The following is a 15,958-nucleotide window of genomic DNA, read 5'->3' on the forward strand; positions in this document are numbered from 1 at the left end:
CCTCCCCTTATTTCGCGACGGACGCGGCGCGCTGCAGCGCCCGTGTCACCATGATGCCGCCGACATGTTTGCGGTATTCGACCGGGCCGCGCGCATCGGCGGCCGGCGCCATGATTGCCTCGGCCGCTGCGGCGGCCTTCTTCAGCGTGGCCGCATCGAGGCTGGTCCCGATCACGGCCTGGGCGGCGTCAGCGGCAAGCAGCGGTGTCTCGTGGACATTGGTGAGGCCGATTGCGCAGGTCGCCACCTTGCCGCCGGACATCGTGAGGACGACGGCCGCCGCCGCGGTGGCGTAGTCGCCGACCTTGCGCTTGAGCTTTTCATAGGCGTAGCCGTGACCGGCCGCGGGTATGGGCACCGAGATGGAGGTCAGGATCTCGCCGGGCTCGAGCGCGGTGAAATAGGCGCCCTGGTAGAAGTCCGCGGCCGCGACGTCACGGGCGCCGCCGGCGCCTTCGAGGCGATAGGTCGCGCCCAGCGTCATCATCAGCGCCGGCATGTCGTTGCCGGGATCGCCGTTGGCGACATTACCGCCGATCGTGCCGCGGTAGCGCACCTGCGGGTCGGCGATCAGCAGGGCCGCCTCATGCAGGATCGGCATGGATTTGGCGATGTCATCGGAGGCCAGCAGCTCGTGCTGGGTGGTCATCGCACCGATGACGAGATTATTGCCGTTGCGGCTGATGCCCTTCAAGGCGGCGATGCCGTGGAGGTCGATCAGATGGGCGGGGGTGGCGAGCCGAAGCTTCATCATCGGCACCAGGCTGTGCCCGCCGGCCAGTGGCCGAGCATCCTCGCCAAGGTCTGACAACAGTTTCACGGCGTCGGCGACACTCGCCGGCCGGTAATAGCTGAATGAGCCCGGGATCATCATCTCCTCCCATATTCGTCCTTGGCGCGTGACGGCGCGGACGTTGGAGGGGACGGTCACTCCGGACCGGGCAAGCCGCAATCATTCGGGCACGGAACAGCGGATTTCGCACGAGCTGCGGCTGGGAACGCACGAATTGCGTCAGGTGTGGCGACGTATGGCGGGCCACTTACCCTCCCCTGGAGGGGAGGGTAAGAGAGCTCGCCTCCTGTGCTTCGTGACCTCTACGCCTGCCGCCGGTTCGCCAGCCCCAGCCTCGCCTTCACCTCGGCGATCTTGGCGCGGCTCACCGGCACCCGGTGCGGCGACGGGCCGTCGAGCTCGAGCACCGCACCGTCGCCCTCTTTGCGGACCAGGGCGACATGGGGGATGGCGACGATATGGCTGCGATGCACCCGGAGGAACAGCGAGGGATCGAGCTGCGCCTCGGCCTCCGAGATCGACCAGGGGCACATCCGCTCGCGGGTGCCGTCATGGACGCGGGTGTAATGCGCGTCGGCGCGCACGCTGCGGACATTGGCGGTGTCGATGAAGTGCGTGCCGTCGGCGCTCTCGACCGGCAACCGGGGAACCGGCGCGCGCGGCGGCTGGCGGAGACCGCCGAGCGGCGTCATTGGCCGCGGAGATGCAGTGGCAACAGGTTCGGCCGCGACCGGTGCGACCGACGGAGCCACAGGATCAACGGTTGCGGCGGCCGACGCCTGACGCCGCTGGTCGGGGACAAGGGACAAGAGGAAGCCGGCCGCGATGACGAAGCACAGCACCGCGACGATGATCGACAAGACTTGCTGCGACGCGGCAAGGCCGACGCCGGCATGGTGATGCGCCGCACCGGTCAGCGGCTCGAAGTGCATGCCCAGCATCGCCGTATAGTGCATGCCGGAGACCGCAATGCCGAAGACGATCGAACTGACGATCAGCCGAACGCCTTCCTGCTGCGCCAGAAAAGCGCGCAGACCGCCATAGGCCGTGACGACCGCGACCACGACCGACAGCAGCACCATGACCGGGTCGTGCACGATGCCGAACGGACCGGCCAGTCCATGGATCCCGACATAATGCATGCTCGCAATCCCGACGCCGAGCAGCACCGCCGACGACGCCACGCGCTTCAAGCTCGGCTCGCCGATCGAGACAAAGAAAAGCGAGATGCCGACCACCAGCGCGCAGATCAGGAACGAGATGATGGTGGGAAGAACGAGATACACCGTGTCCGGCGGCAGCGGCGCCGCCAGCATGCCGACGAAATGCATGGTCCAGATGCCGACGGCCAGAAACGCGGCCGCACCCGCGAGCAGAACGCGGTTGCTGACGCCGGGCGTGTTGCGGATGCGAGCAGCAAGCGCAAAGCCGGTATAGCCACCCAGACTCGCGATCGCCACAGAGAGCGCGACGAGATAGGGATCGTGTCCTTCGAACATGATCTTGTCGGCCGCCCGTCTCCACGGCCCGGCCTCCTCCCGCCGCCGACTTTATAGGGACGGCGGCGGGATTGACAATCAGCGGCGTGTGAAGCGGCGGCAATGCCAGACCCTCATGGTGAGGAGGCGCGCAGCGCCGTCTCCGGACGATGCTTCGCATCGCCTGGAGAACCATGCAGGCCCAACTGTGGCCTTCATCCTTCGAGACGCGCTGACGCGCTCCTCAGGATGAGGAGCGCGCGTCTCTGTCGCCCCTACACAATTCCCGCCGCGACCTGGCCGCGCAGGCGCTCCAGGCCGTGCAACGTCTCCGCACAGGCGGCCGCGACCTCGATGCCCTTGGTTGTGAAGTGCCTGCGGAAGAAATCGTAGTGCACTTCGGTCTCGTGGAATTGCTGCGGCGTCAGCACGGCGGAAAACACCGGCACCTCGGTGCGGAGCTGCACGTCCATCAGCGCCTTGATCACGGTGTCGGCGACGAACTCGTGGCGATAGATGCCACCGTCAACGACAAGGCCGGCCGCGACGATCGCGGTGTAGCGCCGCGTCTTGGCGAGGACCTGCGCATGCAGCGGGATCTCGAACGAGCCCGGCACCTCGAACACGTCGACATGGGTGAGATGCCGCGCCTCGGCTTCCTTGATGAAAGCGATGCGGGCTTCCTCGACCACGTCGCGGTGCCAGCAGGCCTGCACGAAGGCCACCCGCTGCGGCTTTGCGAAGCGCGGATGTTCGGTCGCCGGCGGAACCGGCGGTTGGACGACTTCGGAAGTTTCGGTTTGGGGATCTTGCAACATCTGATTCATGGCTTTCCTTCAAAGGACCAGAATCAGGGCACACGGAACGACAAACAGCCGCATCCTGCGATGCGTCTGCCACCGACCGTTCTCTTTCATCCGGACTTTAACCGTCGGCTTCGGAGTTGCACCGAATCTGCTGACCCTTTCCTTTGGAGAAAATCCTTTTCAGGAAACCCCTCCGGGAAGGCGCTCGCGGGCTTAGGCCTTTCGGCCCTTACCGCCGGTGGGGACTTTCACCCCGCCCTGAGAACATCGGCCGTCCGGAATGAACGGCCTGAGCGGAAATATGACGCCGGTCCGGGGCAGCACGCAAGCGTGTTCCGCAGCAAAAATCCGCATGGTCCCATGTCGCCATGGCGGGCTGGCCCTCGCGGGACGGAATTAGCGATCGGTGCGCGCTCCGGGGAGTCCGATTCCGATTTGTTCTCTTCGTTAATAATTGTGGCGGAGATGAGCTGTGGACGAACGAGTCCTGGCTTGTGGACGGACTCGGCAGCCGGTTGCGCAGATTCCGCAAATCACATCAGTTGATCCGCGACAAGCCCGCGCTGGTCTGAGGGATCGCAACAGCGACTCCTAGGGGATCGCCTTAACGACATTAGGGGAGCGCGCGCCGGACCAACCGCGTGCGTATCAAAGACAACAAGAAGGCAAGAGGTCGAGACGGCATGTCCCTGCTCGAAGGCACTATCGATTCCAAAAGCCATCCGCTCGCGGTGGTCGAGGATATCGCTGCCAGCAACAACTGGCCGTTCGAACGCTCCGGCGAGGACGAACTGACCATTGTCTCGAAGGGGCAATGGACCGACTACCAGATCTCGTTCACCTGGATGGGCGAGATCGAAGCGCTGCATCTGGCTTGCGCTTTCGACATGAAGATTCCGCTCACACGCAGGGGCGAGGTGCAGCGGCTCGTCGCCGCGGTCAACGAGCAATTGTGGATCGGCCATTTCGATCTGTGGACCAACACCGGCATGATCATGCACCGCCAGGCGCTGGTGCTGCCCGGCGGCCTCACCGCCTCGACCGCGCAATGCGAAGCCATGCTCGCCGGCGCCATCCACGCCTGCGAGCGCTATTTCCCGGCGTTCCAGTTCGTGGTGTGGGCGGGCAAGACCACCGCGCAAGCCATGGACGCCGCGATGTTCGATACGGTGGGCGAGGCGTAGGGCTCGAGACGTGGGGGAGCCGCAACTCCCTCCCCACGTCGTCCCGGCCTAGCGCGCAATTGCGCACGGGGGGCCGGGACCCATACCGCGTGATATCCCTTGTGGCACGCGGCTTGTTGCCAACACCTCGATCCACTAGAACCGCCCGTGGTTATGGGTCCCGGCCTTCGCCGGGACGACACTGAATTTTTGGTGACCACAGTGGCAGACAACAGCACTCTCCAAAACATCACCGGCACCATCCTGCTTGCCGGCGCCGGCAAGATGGGCGGCGCGATGCTGACCGGATGGCTGGCAGGCGGGCTCGATCCGCGCCGCGTCGCGGTGGTGGATCCGTTCATCTCGCCCGAGATCACCGCGCTCGCCGCCAAGGGCGTCGCGCTCAATCCCGATGCGAAGGCCGCAGGCTTTGTCGAGACGATGGTTGTCGCGGTGAAGCCGCAGATGTTCCGCGAGGCCGGCGCCAAGCTGAAATCATTCGTCACGGAGAAAACTTCCGTGGTCTCGATCATGGCAGGAACCACGATCGCCTCGCTCGAGGAGGTCTGCGGCGGCGCCGTGGTGCGCGCGATGCCGAACACGCCGGCAGCGATCGGCCGCGGCATCACGGTTGCGGTGGCAGCGAAGAATGTCAGCACCTCGCAGCGTGCGGTGGCCGATGCGCTGCTGCGCGCCACCGGCTCGGTAGAATGGGTCGAGGATGAGAGCCTGATGGACGCGGTGACCGCCGTCTCCGGCTCCGGGCCCGCTTATGTGTTCCTGCTCGCCGAAGAGCTCGCGCGCGCCGGCGTCGAAGCGGGGTTGCCCGAAGCGCTGGCGACAAAGCTCGCGCGCGAAACGGTCGCGGGCTCCGGCGAGCTGCTGCACCAGTCGGATCTTCCCTCCGCTACGCTGCGCCAGAACGTCACCTCGCCCGGCGGCACCACCGCCGCGGCGCTCGGCGTGCTGATGGGCGAGCCGGGCCTGCGCGATCTCATGATCCGCGCGATCGCGGCGGCGACGAAGCGGTCGAAGGAATTGGCGAAGTAGCCGCTACGCCCCCAACCGCTTGTTGAACGTCTCGACATTCACAAGCCCGCGCGCGTGGCGGCCTTCGCCGAGCTTGCGCGTGCCCTCGAAGGCCTCGACCTCGAAGCGGATGACGCGGCGCTCGACCGCGATCACTTTCGCAGTGGTCCGCACCGTGGCGCCGACGAGCGCGGCGGCGAGATGGCGGATGTCGACCTCGGTGCCGACCGTGACCCAGCCCGGCTGCAGCGCGGCGCGGATCGCATCGCCCGACGTCATCTCCATTTCCAGGATCATCATCGGCGTCGCATAGACCATCGGCATGCCTGGCACGAAATGCCCGACCGTGCGCTCGGCCGGCACCACCAGCGTGCGCTCGGCGCTCATGCCGACCTTGATGAAGTCGCGTGCGTCCATGATGCTTGCTCTATGTCGTCCCGGACAAGCGAAGCGCAGATCCGGGACCCATAACCACAGGATCGAGTTTGACGAAGACTCGGAGTTACCAGCTCGCCCCACAACCACTCCCTGTGGTTATGGGTCCCGGCCTTCGCCGGGACGACAGCTGTGATTGCTGCTGCGGCTGAGGCTGCGCTCGCCAGCGCTGCCTACTTCTTCGCAGCCGCCGCGCGCTCCACAAACGTCTTGCCGCCCTTCATCTTGTGGCGAAGGGGCGCTTCGTTGATCTGGATGACGACGGCATCGGCGTCGACGCCGAGATTCTTCACCAGCGCCTGCGTGATGTCGCGCATCATGCCGGCCTTCTGCTCGTCGGTGCGGCCTTCGGCCATGCTGACGGTGATCTCAGGCATTGTCTTCTCCCTGCTGCTGTCGCGATGACCGGGCACACCCCGGTCGTTCATGAAGGTGCGCATCAAACAGGACGCGGATGCCCGGGACAAGCCCGGGCGTAAGGCAATGCGCGCAGCTCAGTCATGCAGACCCCGGACCGGGCGGCTCGATGTGGTGCCACCTCAGCAACTTTCGTACTTCATCGACGAGGCTAGAAGCTGGCACTTTCTGCTGGATCAGCTTCTGCGCTTGCAGATAACGATCTCTGTCCTTCTCCACGTCCGTTACTGTAGAGCCGACCCATAGATCCTTGATTATGACTTGGGGGCCTTCTGGATCATTCAGTTCGTCAGCCCCCTGAATGATGACGCAGGGTGAGTTGCGGCGGTCGGCATATTTGAGCTGGTTGCCCATGTTCTTGGGATTGCCGAGATAGAGCTCGGCGCGGATGCCGGCGTTGCGCAAGCTCGCGACCATCTTCTGATAGTCGGCGACGCGATCTCGATCGAACACGGTGACGACGACGGGGCCGATCTCGCGCTTCGTGTCGAGCTTGCCGAGCAGCGTTAGCGCGGCCTGCAGGCGCGACACGCCGATCGAGAAGCCGGTCGCAGGCACCGGCTCTCCGCGGAAGCGCGAGACCAGGCCGTCGTAGCGACCGCCGCCGCCGACGGAGCCGAAGCGCACCGGGCGGCCCTTCTCGTCCTTGGTATCGAGCAGCAGTTCGACCTCGTAGACGGGACCGGTGTAATATTCGAGACCGCGCACGACGGACGGATCGATCTTGATGCGATCCGGTCCATAGCCCGATGCCGTGACCAGCTTCGCAATCTCTTCCAGCTCGCTCACGCCGGCCTGACCGACCTCGCTCTTGGCGAGGTAGGTTTCGGCCGCGGCAATCGCCTCCTTCCAATCCTCGCGCGGCTTGGTGATGGCGAGAACGACGTCCGCCTCTGCCGCGCTCAGATTGGCGCCTTTGGTGAAGTCGCCCTTGCCTTCTTCGCCGCCGTCCCAGCGTCCGGGACCGAGCAATTTGCGCACTTCGTCGGCTGAGAACTTGTCGAGCTTGTCGATCGCGCGCAGCACGGTCAGCCTGCGTCCCGCATTCTCCTCGCCCGCGAGCCCGATGGCTTCGAGAACGCCGTCGAGCACTTTGCGGTTGTTGACCTTCACGACGTACTGGCCGCGCGCAACGCCGAGCGCTTCCATCGTGTCGGCTGCCATCATGCAGATCTCGGCGTCCGCCGCCGGCGTCGCCGAGCCGACCGTGTCGGCATCGAACTGCATGAACTGGCGGAAGCGGCCGGGGCCGGGCTTCTCGTTGCGGAAGACGTAGCCGACGCGGTAGCTGCGATAGGGCAGGACCAGACCGTCGGTGCCATAGCGCTCGCCGACATAGCGCGCGAGCGGCGCGGTCAGATCGTAGCGCAGGCTGATCCACTGCTCGTCGTCGTCCTGGAACGAGAACACGCCCTCGTTGGGGCGGTCCTGGTCCGGCAGGAACTTGCCGAGCGCGTCGGTGTATTCCATCGCCGGCGTCTCCACCGGCTCGAACCCGTAGAGCTCGTAGACGGCGCGGATCTTCTCGACCATCTCGCGCGTCGCCCGGATCGCGGCGGGATCGCGATCCTCGAGCCCGCGCGGCAGGCGCGCCTTCAGTTTCTGGGGTTTTTTGGGTTTTTCGGCCATGCGGGCGTTTACCAGCCGACGCGCGATGCGGCAACTGCCGGCTGGCCCTACGGCTGCTCCATCCGCGCCCGGAGCGCGTCGGCGTCGGCCTTCGGCATGGATTTGAGCAGCGGCTTGATGGTTTCGCCGCCGACGATCTTGCCGTTGCGCATGAACATCCAGTCCGAAATGTCGCCTTGCGCGAACTGGACCTGGTCGCCTGAGTGCTTGCCGGGCAGATCACGCGGCTCATTGGCGAAGTGGCCCGAATAGGAACCATCCGGCCGCTTCGTCACCTCGGCCATCCAGATGTGCTCGGCGCCCTTGCGGGTCGGAAAACGCACTTTCAGCGAGTGCCCGGTCTCGGACGGCTTTGGTGCATCGTAGGAAGCCCAGAAGGTGGGCAGCGTGTCGCGGGCGCGCAGGATCGCGGCGTTCATTTCCATGTCGGCCGTGCGCACGTCAACGACGGGCGAACGATCCTCGGCCAGAACCTCACGCTTCGTGCCGATGGTGAGAATGCCGTAGATCGTGCCGCCCATGACGGCGATGAACACGGCCCATCTCAGGGGTTGGGAAGGAGCGGAAGCCATGATCGCGATGTCCAAATGCCTCAAGGTCCAAATGGTCTTGGGCTTTGTCGCGCGGGCAAGGCGGTGCGTTCACGGCGGCCGGCCCCCTCCCCGCAAGCGGGGAGGGAGAGAGGCAATCAAAGCACCTTGCGGATCCAGTTGTGCGGATCGTTGGTGCGGCCGTACTGGATGTCGACGAGCTGCTTGCGCAGGCCCATGGCAACGGGGCCGGCGGCGCCGCCGCTGATCTCGAAATCACCGCTCACCGAGCGCACCTTGCCGATCGGCGAGATCACGGCCGCGGTGCCGCAGGCAAACGCCTCCTTCAGCCTGCCGGAGGCCGCATCCTTGCGCCACTGGTCGAGCGAATACGGCTCCTCGCGCACGGTCTTTCCGGCATCGCGGGCGAGCGCGATGATGGAGTCGCGGGTGATGCCGGGCAGGATGGTGCCGAGCGGCGGCGTCGAGAGCGAGCCGTCGTCGAACACGAAGAACACGTTCATGCCGCCGAGCTCCTCGATGTATTTGCGCTCGACCGCATCGAGGAACACGACCTGATCGCAGCCGTGCTGGATCGCTTCGGCTTGCGCGCGCAGGCTCGCGGCATAATTGCCGCCGCATTTGACGGCGCCGGTGCCGCCGATCGCCGCGCGCGTGTAATTCTCGGAGACCCAGATCGAGACCGGCGCGGGGCCACCCTTGAAATAAGAGCCGACCGGCGAAGCGATCACTGCAAAGATGTATTCCGACGACGGCTTCACGCCGAGGAAAGTCTCGCTCGCGATCATGAAGGGGCGCAGATAGAGGCTGCCCTCGCCGCCCGGCATCCAGGCGCGATCGATCCGCACGACCTGCTCGACCGCCTCGATGAAGACGTCCTCGGGGATCTGCGCCATCGCCATGCGATCGGCGGAGTCCTTGAAGCGGCGCGCATTGGCGTCGGGGCGAAACAGGTTCACGCCACCGTCGTCGCGCTTGTAGGCCTTGAGGCCTTCGAAGATTTCCTGGGCGTAGTGCAAGACCGCGCCGGCCGGATCCATCTGGAAGTTGGCGCGCGCCTCGATTTTCGCCTCGTACCAGCCACCCTTGGCCTGGTTGTAGCGGACGATCGCCATGTGATCGGTGAAGACGCGTCCGAAGCCGGGGTCGACCAGCTTGGCGACCCGGTCCTTCTCAGGAGTGGGATTGGATGCGGGCTGGATGTCGAATTTCATGCTCATGTCCTTGCCTCCCGCTGCCGGTAGCGGCGCTTTCTGGCGCCCGCCCGCCCGTAATCGGACCCGGCTGGCTTGATGTGGTTTCTGGCCGAACCACCGCCAGCCTTGTTACGGCCGGTTTCCGTGGCCAGCATGTCGTCCGAGGACATGCTTTTGCGGAAGGCGGAAGTCCAGTATGTTTTGCCGAAATGCCGCTCGACAATCGCACGGTAGATCTGATCCGGCCGTCGCTGCCTGTCTGGCTTACTCCGGCCGCTGTTAGAAATGCCGCCCGGCACGAAACGATCTAAAATTTCGTGCGGGCTGATCGTTTTGTAACATTGAACCCAAGATACGTCAATATGCCTGACATAAATTTCGCGACTCCCTCTCAAGACGCTGCCGAGCCACGGCCGGCGGCAGACGATGGAGGCAATTTGCGCTGGGATATCATCGAGCTGCTGTTTTTCGCCTATCGCGATTTCGTCGGCGATCCCGACCAGGAGCTGGAGGCGTTCGGCTTCGGCCGGGCCCATCACCGGGTCATGCACTTCGTCTATCGCTATCCGGGCCTGAAGGTCGCCGACCTGCTCGATGTCCTGCGCATCACAAAACAGTCGCTCGGCCGGGTGCTCAAGCAGCTCCTGGACGAGGGCTACATCGTGCAGAAGACCGGCGACAATGACCGCCGCCAACGCCTGCTCTATGCAACGCCGAAGGGCGAAGCACTGGTGCAGAAGCTCGCCGGGCTCCAGACCACGCGGATCACCAAGGCGCTCGCCGAGATGGCGCCGCAGGATGCCGAGACCGTCAAGCGCTTCCTGCGCGCGATGATCGACCGCGACGATCCCGACAAGGTGCTGGAGACGATCTTCGCCACCAATCAAGACTCAAAGGAGTGACCGTGCCGCTCGCTGCCACGCTCGCCCGCCCGCCGGTGCAACCGGCCGACGATGCCCCGCATCTGCTGCTGGTCGACGACGATCGCCGCATCCGCGATCTCTTGTCGCGCTTTCTCGCAGCCGAAGGTTATCGCGTCACCACCGCTTCGAGCGCCGGTGATGCGCGCTCAAAGCTTCTGGGCCTGCATTTCGACCTGCTCATCCTCGACGTCATGATGCCCGGCGAGACCGGCTTCGATCTCGCCCGCTTCATCCGCACGTCCTCCTCGGTGCCGATCGTGATGCTGACGGCGCGCCATGAAGCGGAAGCCCGCATCGAAGGCCTGCAGATCGGCGCCGACGATTACGTGGCAAAGCCGTTCGAGCCGCGCGAGCTGGCGCTGCGCATCAACAACATCCTGAAACGCGCCGCGCCCCCGGTCCAGGCCGCTGCGGTGGAGAAGATCGCATTCGGTCCCTACGTCTATCATCTCGATCGCGGCGAATTGCGCCAGGGCGAGGAGGTCATCCACCTCACCGACCGCGAGCGCGAGATGCTGCGCATTCTCTCGGAGACGCCCGGCGAGACCGTGCCGCGCAGCGCACTGACCGGCAATGGCAGCGTCAACGAACGCGCCGTCGACGTGCAGATCAACCGGCTGCGGCGCAAGATCGAGACCGACCCGGCCAATCCGCTGTTCCTTCAGGCGGTGCGCGGCATCGGCTACCGGCTGGTAGCCTCGCCGTAGAAGCAGTGAAGCGCGACCGATGAGCACGATCGATACCAGCCTGACGCTGCTCAAGAGCGCCGCCGGGCGCGTCTCCGCCGCCAATGGCTGGATGGGCAACGCGTTCAAGGGCTGGATGCCGACCGGCCTCTATGCCCGCGCACTGCTGATCATGATCGTGCCGATGGTGATCCTGCAGACCGTGGTCGCCTTCGTGTTCATGGAGCGGCACTGGAACACGGTGACGCGGCGCTTGTCGCAGGCCGTGGCACAGGACGTCGGCAGTCTCGTCGACGTCTACAAGGGATATCCGCAGGACAAGGACCACACGCAACTTCGCCGCATCGCCCAACGCATGCAGTTCGTGGTCGATTTCCTTCCTCCCGGCGACATGCCGCCGCCCGGACCAAAGCCGTTCTTCTCGCTGCTCGACCAGACGCTCTCGGTGCAATTGGGACGGCAGCTCAATCGTGCGTTCTGGATCGACACTGTCGGCAATTCCAATCAGGTCGAGATCCGCGTTCAGGTCGACGATGCCGTGATGCGCATCTTCGCGCAGCGCAGCGCCGCCTATGCTTCGAACTCGGAGATCTTCCTGTTCTGGATGGTCGGGACGTCGTCGATCCTGCTGATCGTGTCGGTGCTGTTCCTGCGCAACCAGATCAAGCCGATCCTGCGGCTTGCCGACGCTGCCGAAAGTTTCGGCAAGGGCCGCGAGGCGCCGAACTTCAGGCCGCGCGGCGCGCGCGAGGTGCGGCGCGCCGCTGGCGCCTTCCTCGAGATGAAGTCGCGCATCGAACGCGCGATGGAGCAGCGCACCGCGATGCTCGCCGGCGTCAGCCACGATCTGCGCACCATCCTCACCCGCTTCAAGCTCGAGCTGGCGCTGATCGGCGACAGTCCCGAGATGGAGGGCATGCGCAAGGACGTCGACGAGATGTCGATGATGCTTGAAGACTACCTCGCCTTCGCCCGCGGCGATTCCGGCGAGCAGTCGCAGCCGACCGACATGGCGCAGGCACTCGAGGAATTGCGCAGCGATGCCGAACGTCACGGCCACACCGCGACCGTGACCTTCAGCGGCCTGCCGGTGGTCACCGTGAAGCCGGCCTCGTTCAAGCGCTGCCTCGCCAACCTCGTCACCAATGCCGCGCGCTACGGCCAGGCCATCGCCATCTCCGGCCAGCGCGATCACCGCTATCTCACCGTCACGGTCGACGACGATGGTCCGGGCATTCCCGTCCATCTGCGCGAGGAAGTGTTCAAACCGTTCCTGCGGCTCGACAATGCCCGCAACCAGGACGAAGGCGGCACCGGCTTGGGGCTCGCGATCGCCCGCGACATCGCCCGCTCGCATGGCGGCGACATCACGCTGGGCGACAGCCCGATGGGTGGATTAAGAGCGAGCGTGCGGATTCCGGTGTAGCTGCGATAGCCCCGCCTACTTCGGCAGCAGCGCCTTCAGCTTGTCGACGTCGCGGACGTTCATCTTGAAGCCGCCGGGCATCACGATATCGCCGGGCTTCTGGTCGGGCTTGCAGGCGCCGAGCCATTTCGCCTCCAACGTCATGGTGGAGTCGCGCCCGGCGGCACCGGCGGCACCGCCTTGCGCATGCGACGAGGTCTTCACCGTGTAGGCCGAGTTGAAATCGCCGGTGATCTCGGCGTGCGAGGTCGTCGACATGCCGGCGACGCTGCACTCGGAGTCGCTGACATAGCCGGTCGCGGTCTTCTTGATGTCCTGCTTGGAGCAGACCTGCTTGGCCATCGGCGAGATGTTGTTGTTCATCTCCTTGTCGACAGCCTCGTCGGTGCAGTGCTGCATGGTCATTTCCGGCATCGCCGAGCCGGTCCTGACCATCTTCAATTCCCAGAGACCGGCCTTGCGAACCGGCAGATCGTCGGCGAAGGCGCTCGCCGCCGACAGCACGAGGCAAACGGCTGATCCGAGCAAAGCAAGCTTGCGCGTCATGCGAGAGACTCCCGGCTGAGATGTCGTGGCGTGACCTTTGTCGTTCCGAATACGCCTCAGTAGAGCGTGCGGATCGGCCGATCGGCGGCGCCGTAGGGCACCCAACGGCAGGCGAACGAGATGTAGCCGCCCTCATAGGCCTGCACTGCGAGGAATTTCACCACCTTGCCGTACCGCGCACAGTGGTCGACCGCGACCTGGCGCGCATCGGTCTGCGTCGCCATGGAATAGGCGATGATGCCGCCGGTGTCGTTGCCCTTGAAGGGCGGCACCGGAAAGATGTCGGCCTGCGCCGACTGGCTCGCCACCGAGAAAACCAGGCTGGCAAGAAGGCCCGCGGCCGCAATGATTCGCATTCCCGTCACTCCCATTGATTGGCGCCAGTTTACGGTGCCGGCGCGGCGGTGGAAAGAACGGAAGGCCGGTTGACGGCGCCGTTGTGATCAACTCCTGGCCAAGTGTTGCCGTGCTGCACTTGACCTCCCCCGCCCTTCGCGGCACCGTCCCACCTTCACAGATCATGCTGTCTGGATTGCCCATGCGCGCCTCGACCTCCCTGAAATCGCTTCGTTTTGCCGCCGTTCTCGGCCTCATGTTCGGAGCGTTGTCGCTCGGTGAGGCCAGGGCCGCCAATCCGCTGGAGCTGAATTTCTGGCTCAGCGGGCCTCGCTATGACGGCAATGTCGCCGAGTGCGACAGGGCGCTGCCGACGATCGCGAGCCAGTTCTCCGAGAAGGAAGGCTCGTTCTGGAATTCGCCTTTGCGGATCGAGGGCTTCGCGGCTGTCCATGAGACCGCGTTCCGGCCCTGGGCGTCCGACAACATTCCGCGCCGCTACTGCACCGGCGAGGCCATGCTGAACGACGGCAAGGTGCGCAAGGTGCACTTCTCGATCATCGAGGACGGCGGCTTCGCCGGCTACGGTCAGGGCGTCGAATGGTGCGTGGTCGGGCTCGATCGCAACTGGGCCTACAATCCGGCCTGCCGCGCTGCCAAGCCCTGATTCGCAAGCCCTGATTCGAAGGTCCCTGATTCGGACCTATCAAGCGGGCGATTGGCCTTCGCCCGAATTTTGTTCTTGAAATGTTCTTGTTGCCTGCTAGGCTTGTTGCACAGTCTAGTTGAGGGGCGTTGCCATGTTTCATTTTAGATTGCATTCGTTCTCCCGCCTTGTGATCTCACTGACCCTGCCCCTGATTCTTGCCGTCGGGCTGATCTCGCTGGCCGGTGGCGCGAACGCGCAGGACAAGCGGCAAAACGCGCCCGGTGAATTCGATTTCTATGTGCTGTCGCTGTCGTGGTCGCCGTCCTTCTGCGCGGAGGCTGCCGAGCGCGGCCGCGGCGGCGGACGGTCGAATATCCAGTGTGAGGGCCGGCCCTATTCCTTCGTGGTGCACGGGCTGTGGCCGCAATATGAGAGCGGCTTCCCCGAATATTGCCAGCGGCCATCACCGCGGCTGAACCGCAACATCGTCTCCACGATGCTCGATTTGATGCCGGCGCCGGGGCTGATCTTCAACGAGTGGGACAAGCACGGCACGTGCTCCGGGCTCGACGGCCGCAATTATTTCGAGACGATCCGCAAGGCACGCGCCGCGATCAAGATTCCGGCCGAATATCTCGACCTGTCACAAGCCAAGACCGTGGCGCCGGGTGAGGTGGAAGAGGCCTTCATCAAGGCCAATCCGGGCCTCAGCGATGCAGCCATCTCGGTCACCTGCAATCGCACCCGGCTCTCCGAGGTCCGCATCTGCCTCAGCAAGGATCTGCAATTCCGCGCCTGCGAGGAAATGGAACGTCGCGCCTGCCGCCGTGACCAGGTGACGATGCCGCCGGTCAGGGGTGGGTAGCCCAGGCTGTCGTAGCTCTTTGCTCAGGCCCTCACGTGGCGTAGTGCTCTTCGCATGAACTATCGCCACGCCTTTCACGCCGGCAACTTCGCCGATGTCATCAAGCACATCGTGCTGGCGCGCATCCTGACCTATCTGCAGGACAAGCCGGCCGCCTTCCGCGTCATCGACACCCATGCGGGCGCGGGTCTCTATGATCTCGACAGCGACGAGGCACGCCGCAGCGGCGAATGGCTGACGGGGATCGCGCGGCTGATGCAGGCGCGCCTCACGAACGAGACAGTCGCACTGACCAAGCCGTACATGGACATCGTTCGCGCCTTCAATCCGAAGGGCGAGCTCAAGGCCTATCCGGGCTCGCCCTTGATCGCGCGCGGTTTGATGCGACCGCAGGACCGGCTCGTCGCTTGCGAGCTCGAACCGAAGGCACGCAAGGCATTGATCGACGTGTTGCGGCGCGACGAACAGGCCCGCGTGGTCGATCTCGACGGCTGGATGGCGCTGCCGGCGTTCGTACCGCCGAAGGAGCGGCGCGGGCTCGTGCTGATTGACCCGCCGTTTGAGGCGAAAGACGAGTTCGAACGGTTGGGCGAGGCCTTCTCCACCGCCTTCGCGAAATGGCCGACCGGTATCTATGTAATCTGGTATCCCGCCAAGAGCCGCCGCGCCACCGACACGCTGGCGCAACTCGTGGCGCGGACCGCAGTTGCAGCAAAGACTCCAGGAAAATGTCTGCGGCTCGAGTTCAGCGTTGCACCACAGCTTGATGGCGCAGCCCTCACCTCGACCGGACTCTTGATCGTCAATCCGCCCTACACGCTGCAGAGCGAGCTCAAGACGATCCTGCCCGAGCTGGAAATGCCGCTCGGTCAGGGCGGAGCTGCCAGATTCCGATTAGAGGTACCCAAGCCCTAAGCTGCCGCCATTCTTGGGAAAAATATGCAGTAGCGGTAGTCAATCTGCAAAGAACCGTATTATGCTATTTGCGTGACTGGCTTTACGTTCCGCTTCCGCGAATGGTTGCGGCGGA

Annotated in this window: 17 protein-coding genes, 1 pseudogene and 1 riboswitch; of the genes and pseudogenes, 8 read left to right on the plus strand and 10 right to left on the minus strand. The window is 64.7% G+C overall.

The window, feature by feature from the left end; translation table 11 throughout:
- Positions 1-7: 7 nt before the first annotated feature.
- The 3 genes from NLM31_RS38505 to NLM31_RS38515 all read right to left on the minus strand — a co-directional run bounded on the left by NLM31_RS38505 (position 8) and on the right by NLM31_RS38515 (position 3,098).
- Entirely contained in the window at positions 8-871 is an 864-nt protein-coding gene (locus NLM31_RS38505) for a xanthine dehydrogenase family protein subunit M (protein WP_254195621.1), read from the minus strand.
- 224 nt (positions 872-1,095) lie between these two features.
- Entirely contained in the window at positions 1,096-2,292 is a 1,197-nt protein-coding gene (locus tag NLM31_RS38510) for an MHYT domain-containing protein (protein ID WP_254195622.1), read from the minus strand.
- Positions 2,293-2,546: 254 nt separating this feature from the next.
- The gene (locus NLM31_RS38515) at positions 2,547-3,098 is read right to left on the minus strand and encodes a 6,7-dimethyl-8-ribityllumazine synthase (RefSeq protein ID WP_254134382.1); all 552 of its coding nucleotides are present in this window, start codon (positions 3,096-3,098) and stop codon (positions 2,547-2,549) included.
- Between the two features lie 74 nt (positions 3,099-3,172).
- Positions 3,173-3,347: riboswitch (FMN riboswitch) on the minus strand.
- Between the two features lie 413 nt (positions 3,348-3,760).
- Between NLM31_RS38515 and NLM31_RS38520 the strand changes: the two genes are divergently transcribed.
- Positions 3,761-4,261 (plus strand): YbjN domain-containing protein, encoded by a 501-nt coding sequence (locus NLM31_RS38520; RefSeq protein WP_254134383.1) that lies wholly within the window; start codon positions 3,761-3,763, stop codon positions 4,259-4,261.
- Between the two features lie 153 nt (positions 4,262-4,414).
- Positions 4,415-5,290, plus strand: coding sequence for a pyrroline-5-carboxylate reductase (proC, locus tag NLM31_RS38525; RefSeq protein ID WP_254196337.1), 876 nt, complete (start codon positions 4,415-4,417; stop codon positions 5,288-5,290).
- Positions 5,291-5,293: 3 nt separating this feature from the next.
- On the opposite strand, the gene NLM31_RS38530 is transcribed toward proC, so the two are convergent.
- The 5 genes and pseudogenes from NLM31_RS38530 to NLM31_RS38550 form a co-directional block, all read right to left on the minus strand.
- Complete coding sequence (locus NLM31_RS38530) at positions 5,294-5,686, minus strand: thioesterase family protein (RefSeq protein WP_254134385.1); 393 nt, start codon at positions 5,684-5,686, stop codon at positions 5,294-5,296.
- A gap of 191 nt (positions 5,687-5,877) precedes the next feature.
- Entirely contained in the window at positions 5,878-6,132 is a 255-nt protein-coding gene (locus NLM31_RS38535) for a tautomerase family protein (protein WP_256561971.1), read from the minus strand.
- A 222-nt stretch (positions 6,133-6,354) separates the two neighbouring features.
- Positions 6,355-7,750: pseudogene (hisS, locus tag NLM31_RS38540) on the minus strand (histidine--tRNA ligase); the annotation flags it as partial.
- A gap of 47 nt (positions 7,751-7,797) precedes the next feature.
- Complete coding sequence (locus tag NLM31_RS38545; RefSeq protein ID WP_254195624.1) at positions 7,798-8,322, minus strand: YegJ family protein; 525 nt, start codon at positions 8,320-8,322, stop codon at positions 7,798-7,800.
- A gap of 116 nt (positions 8,323-8,438) precedes the next feature.
- On the minus strand, positions 8,439-9,521 hold the full coding sequence (locus NLM31_RS38550) for a branched-chain amino acid aminotransferase (RefSeq protein ID WP_254134388.1): 1,083 nt from the start codon (positions 9,519-9,521) through the stop codon (positions 8,439-8,441).
- Positions 9,522-9,859: 338 nt separating this feature from the next.
- On the opposite strand from NLM31_RS38550, the gene NLM31_RS38555 reads away from it, so the two are divergent.
- Genes NLM31_RS38555 through NLM31_RS38565 form a run of 3 tightly spaced genes read left to right on the plus strand, consistent with a single transcriptional unit; the run spans position 9,860 to position 12,532 of the window.
- Positions 9,860-10,399, plus strand: a complete 540-nt coding sequence (locus NLM31_RS38555) for a MarR family winged helix-turn-helix transcriptional regulator (protein ID WP_254134389.1) — start codon at positions 9,860-9,862, stop codon at positions 10,397-10,399.
- Entirely contained in the window at positions 10,396-11,127 is a 732-nt protein-coding gene (locus tag NLM31_RS38560; protein WP_027534227.1) for a response regulator, read from the plus strand. Before NLM31_RS38555 ends, NLM31_RS38560 begins: the two co-directional genes overlap by 4 nt.
- 19 nt (positions 11,128-11,146) lie before the next feature.
- A complete protein-coding gene (locus NLM31_RS38565; protein WP_254134390.1) occupies positions 11,147-12,532 on the plus strand; it encodes an ATP-binding protein in 1,386 nt (461 codons plus the stop codon).
- A gap of 15 nt (positions 12,533-12,547) precedes the next feature.
- On the opposite strand, the gene NLM31_RS38570 is transcribed toward NLM31_RS38565, so the two are convergent.
- A complete protein-coding gene (locus NLM31_RS38570) occupies positions 12,548-13,078 on the minus strand; it encodes a DUF3617 family protein (RefSeq protein WP_254134391.1) in 531 nt (176 codons plus the stop codon).
- Positions 13,079-13,134: 56 nt separating this feature from the next.
- On the minus strand, positions 13,135-13,434 hold the full coding sequence (locus NLM31_RS38575) for a hypothetical protein (protein ID WP_254134392.1): 300 nt from the start codon (positions 13,432-13,434) through the stop codon (positions 13,135-13,137).
- 182 nt (positions 13,435-13,616) lie between these two features.
- Here NLM31_RS38575 and NLM31_RS38580 point away from each other — a divergent pair, with 182 nt between their 5' ends.
- The 3 genes from NLM31_RS38580 (at position 13,617) to NLM31_RS38590 (ending at position 15,843) form a co-directional block, all read left to right on the plus strand.
- The gene (locus tag NLM31_RS38580) at positions 13,617-14,081 is read left to right on the plus strand and encodes a hypothetical protein (RefSeq protein ID WP_254134393.1); all 465 of its coding nucleotides are present in this window, start codon (positions 13,617-13,619) and stop codon (positions 14,079-14,081) included.
- A gap of 133 nt (positions 14,082-14,214) precedes the next feature.
- Positions 14,215-14,928, plus strand: coding sequence for a ribonuclease T2 (locus tag NLM31_RS38585; RefSeq protein WP_254195625.1), 714 nt, complete (start codon positions 14,215-14,217; stop codon positions 14,926-14,928).
- 54 nt (positions 14,929-14,982) lie between these two features.
- Positions 14,983-15,843, plus strand: a complete 861-nt coding sequence (locus NLM31_RS38590) for a 23S rRNA (adenine(2030)-N(6))-methyltransferase RlmJ (protein ID WP_254134395.1) — start codon at positions 14,983-14,985, stop codon at positions 15,841-15,843.
- The last annotated feature ends 115 nt before the right edge of the window (positions 15,844-15,958 follow it).

The sequence above is a fragment of the Bradyrhizobium sp. CCGUVB4N genome, from assembly GCF_024199945.1.
Taxonomy (GTDB): Bacteria; Pseudomonadota; Alphaproteobacteria; order Rhizobiales; family Xanthobacteraceae; genus Bradyrhizobium.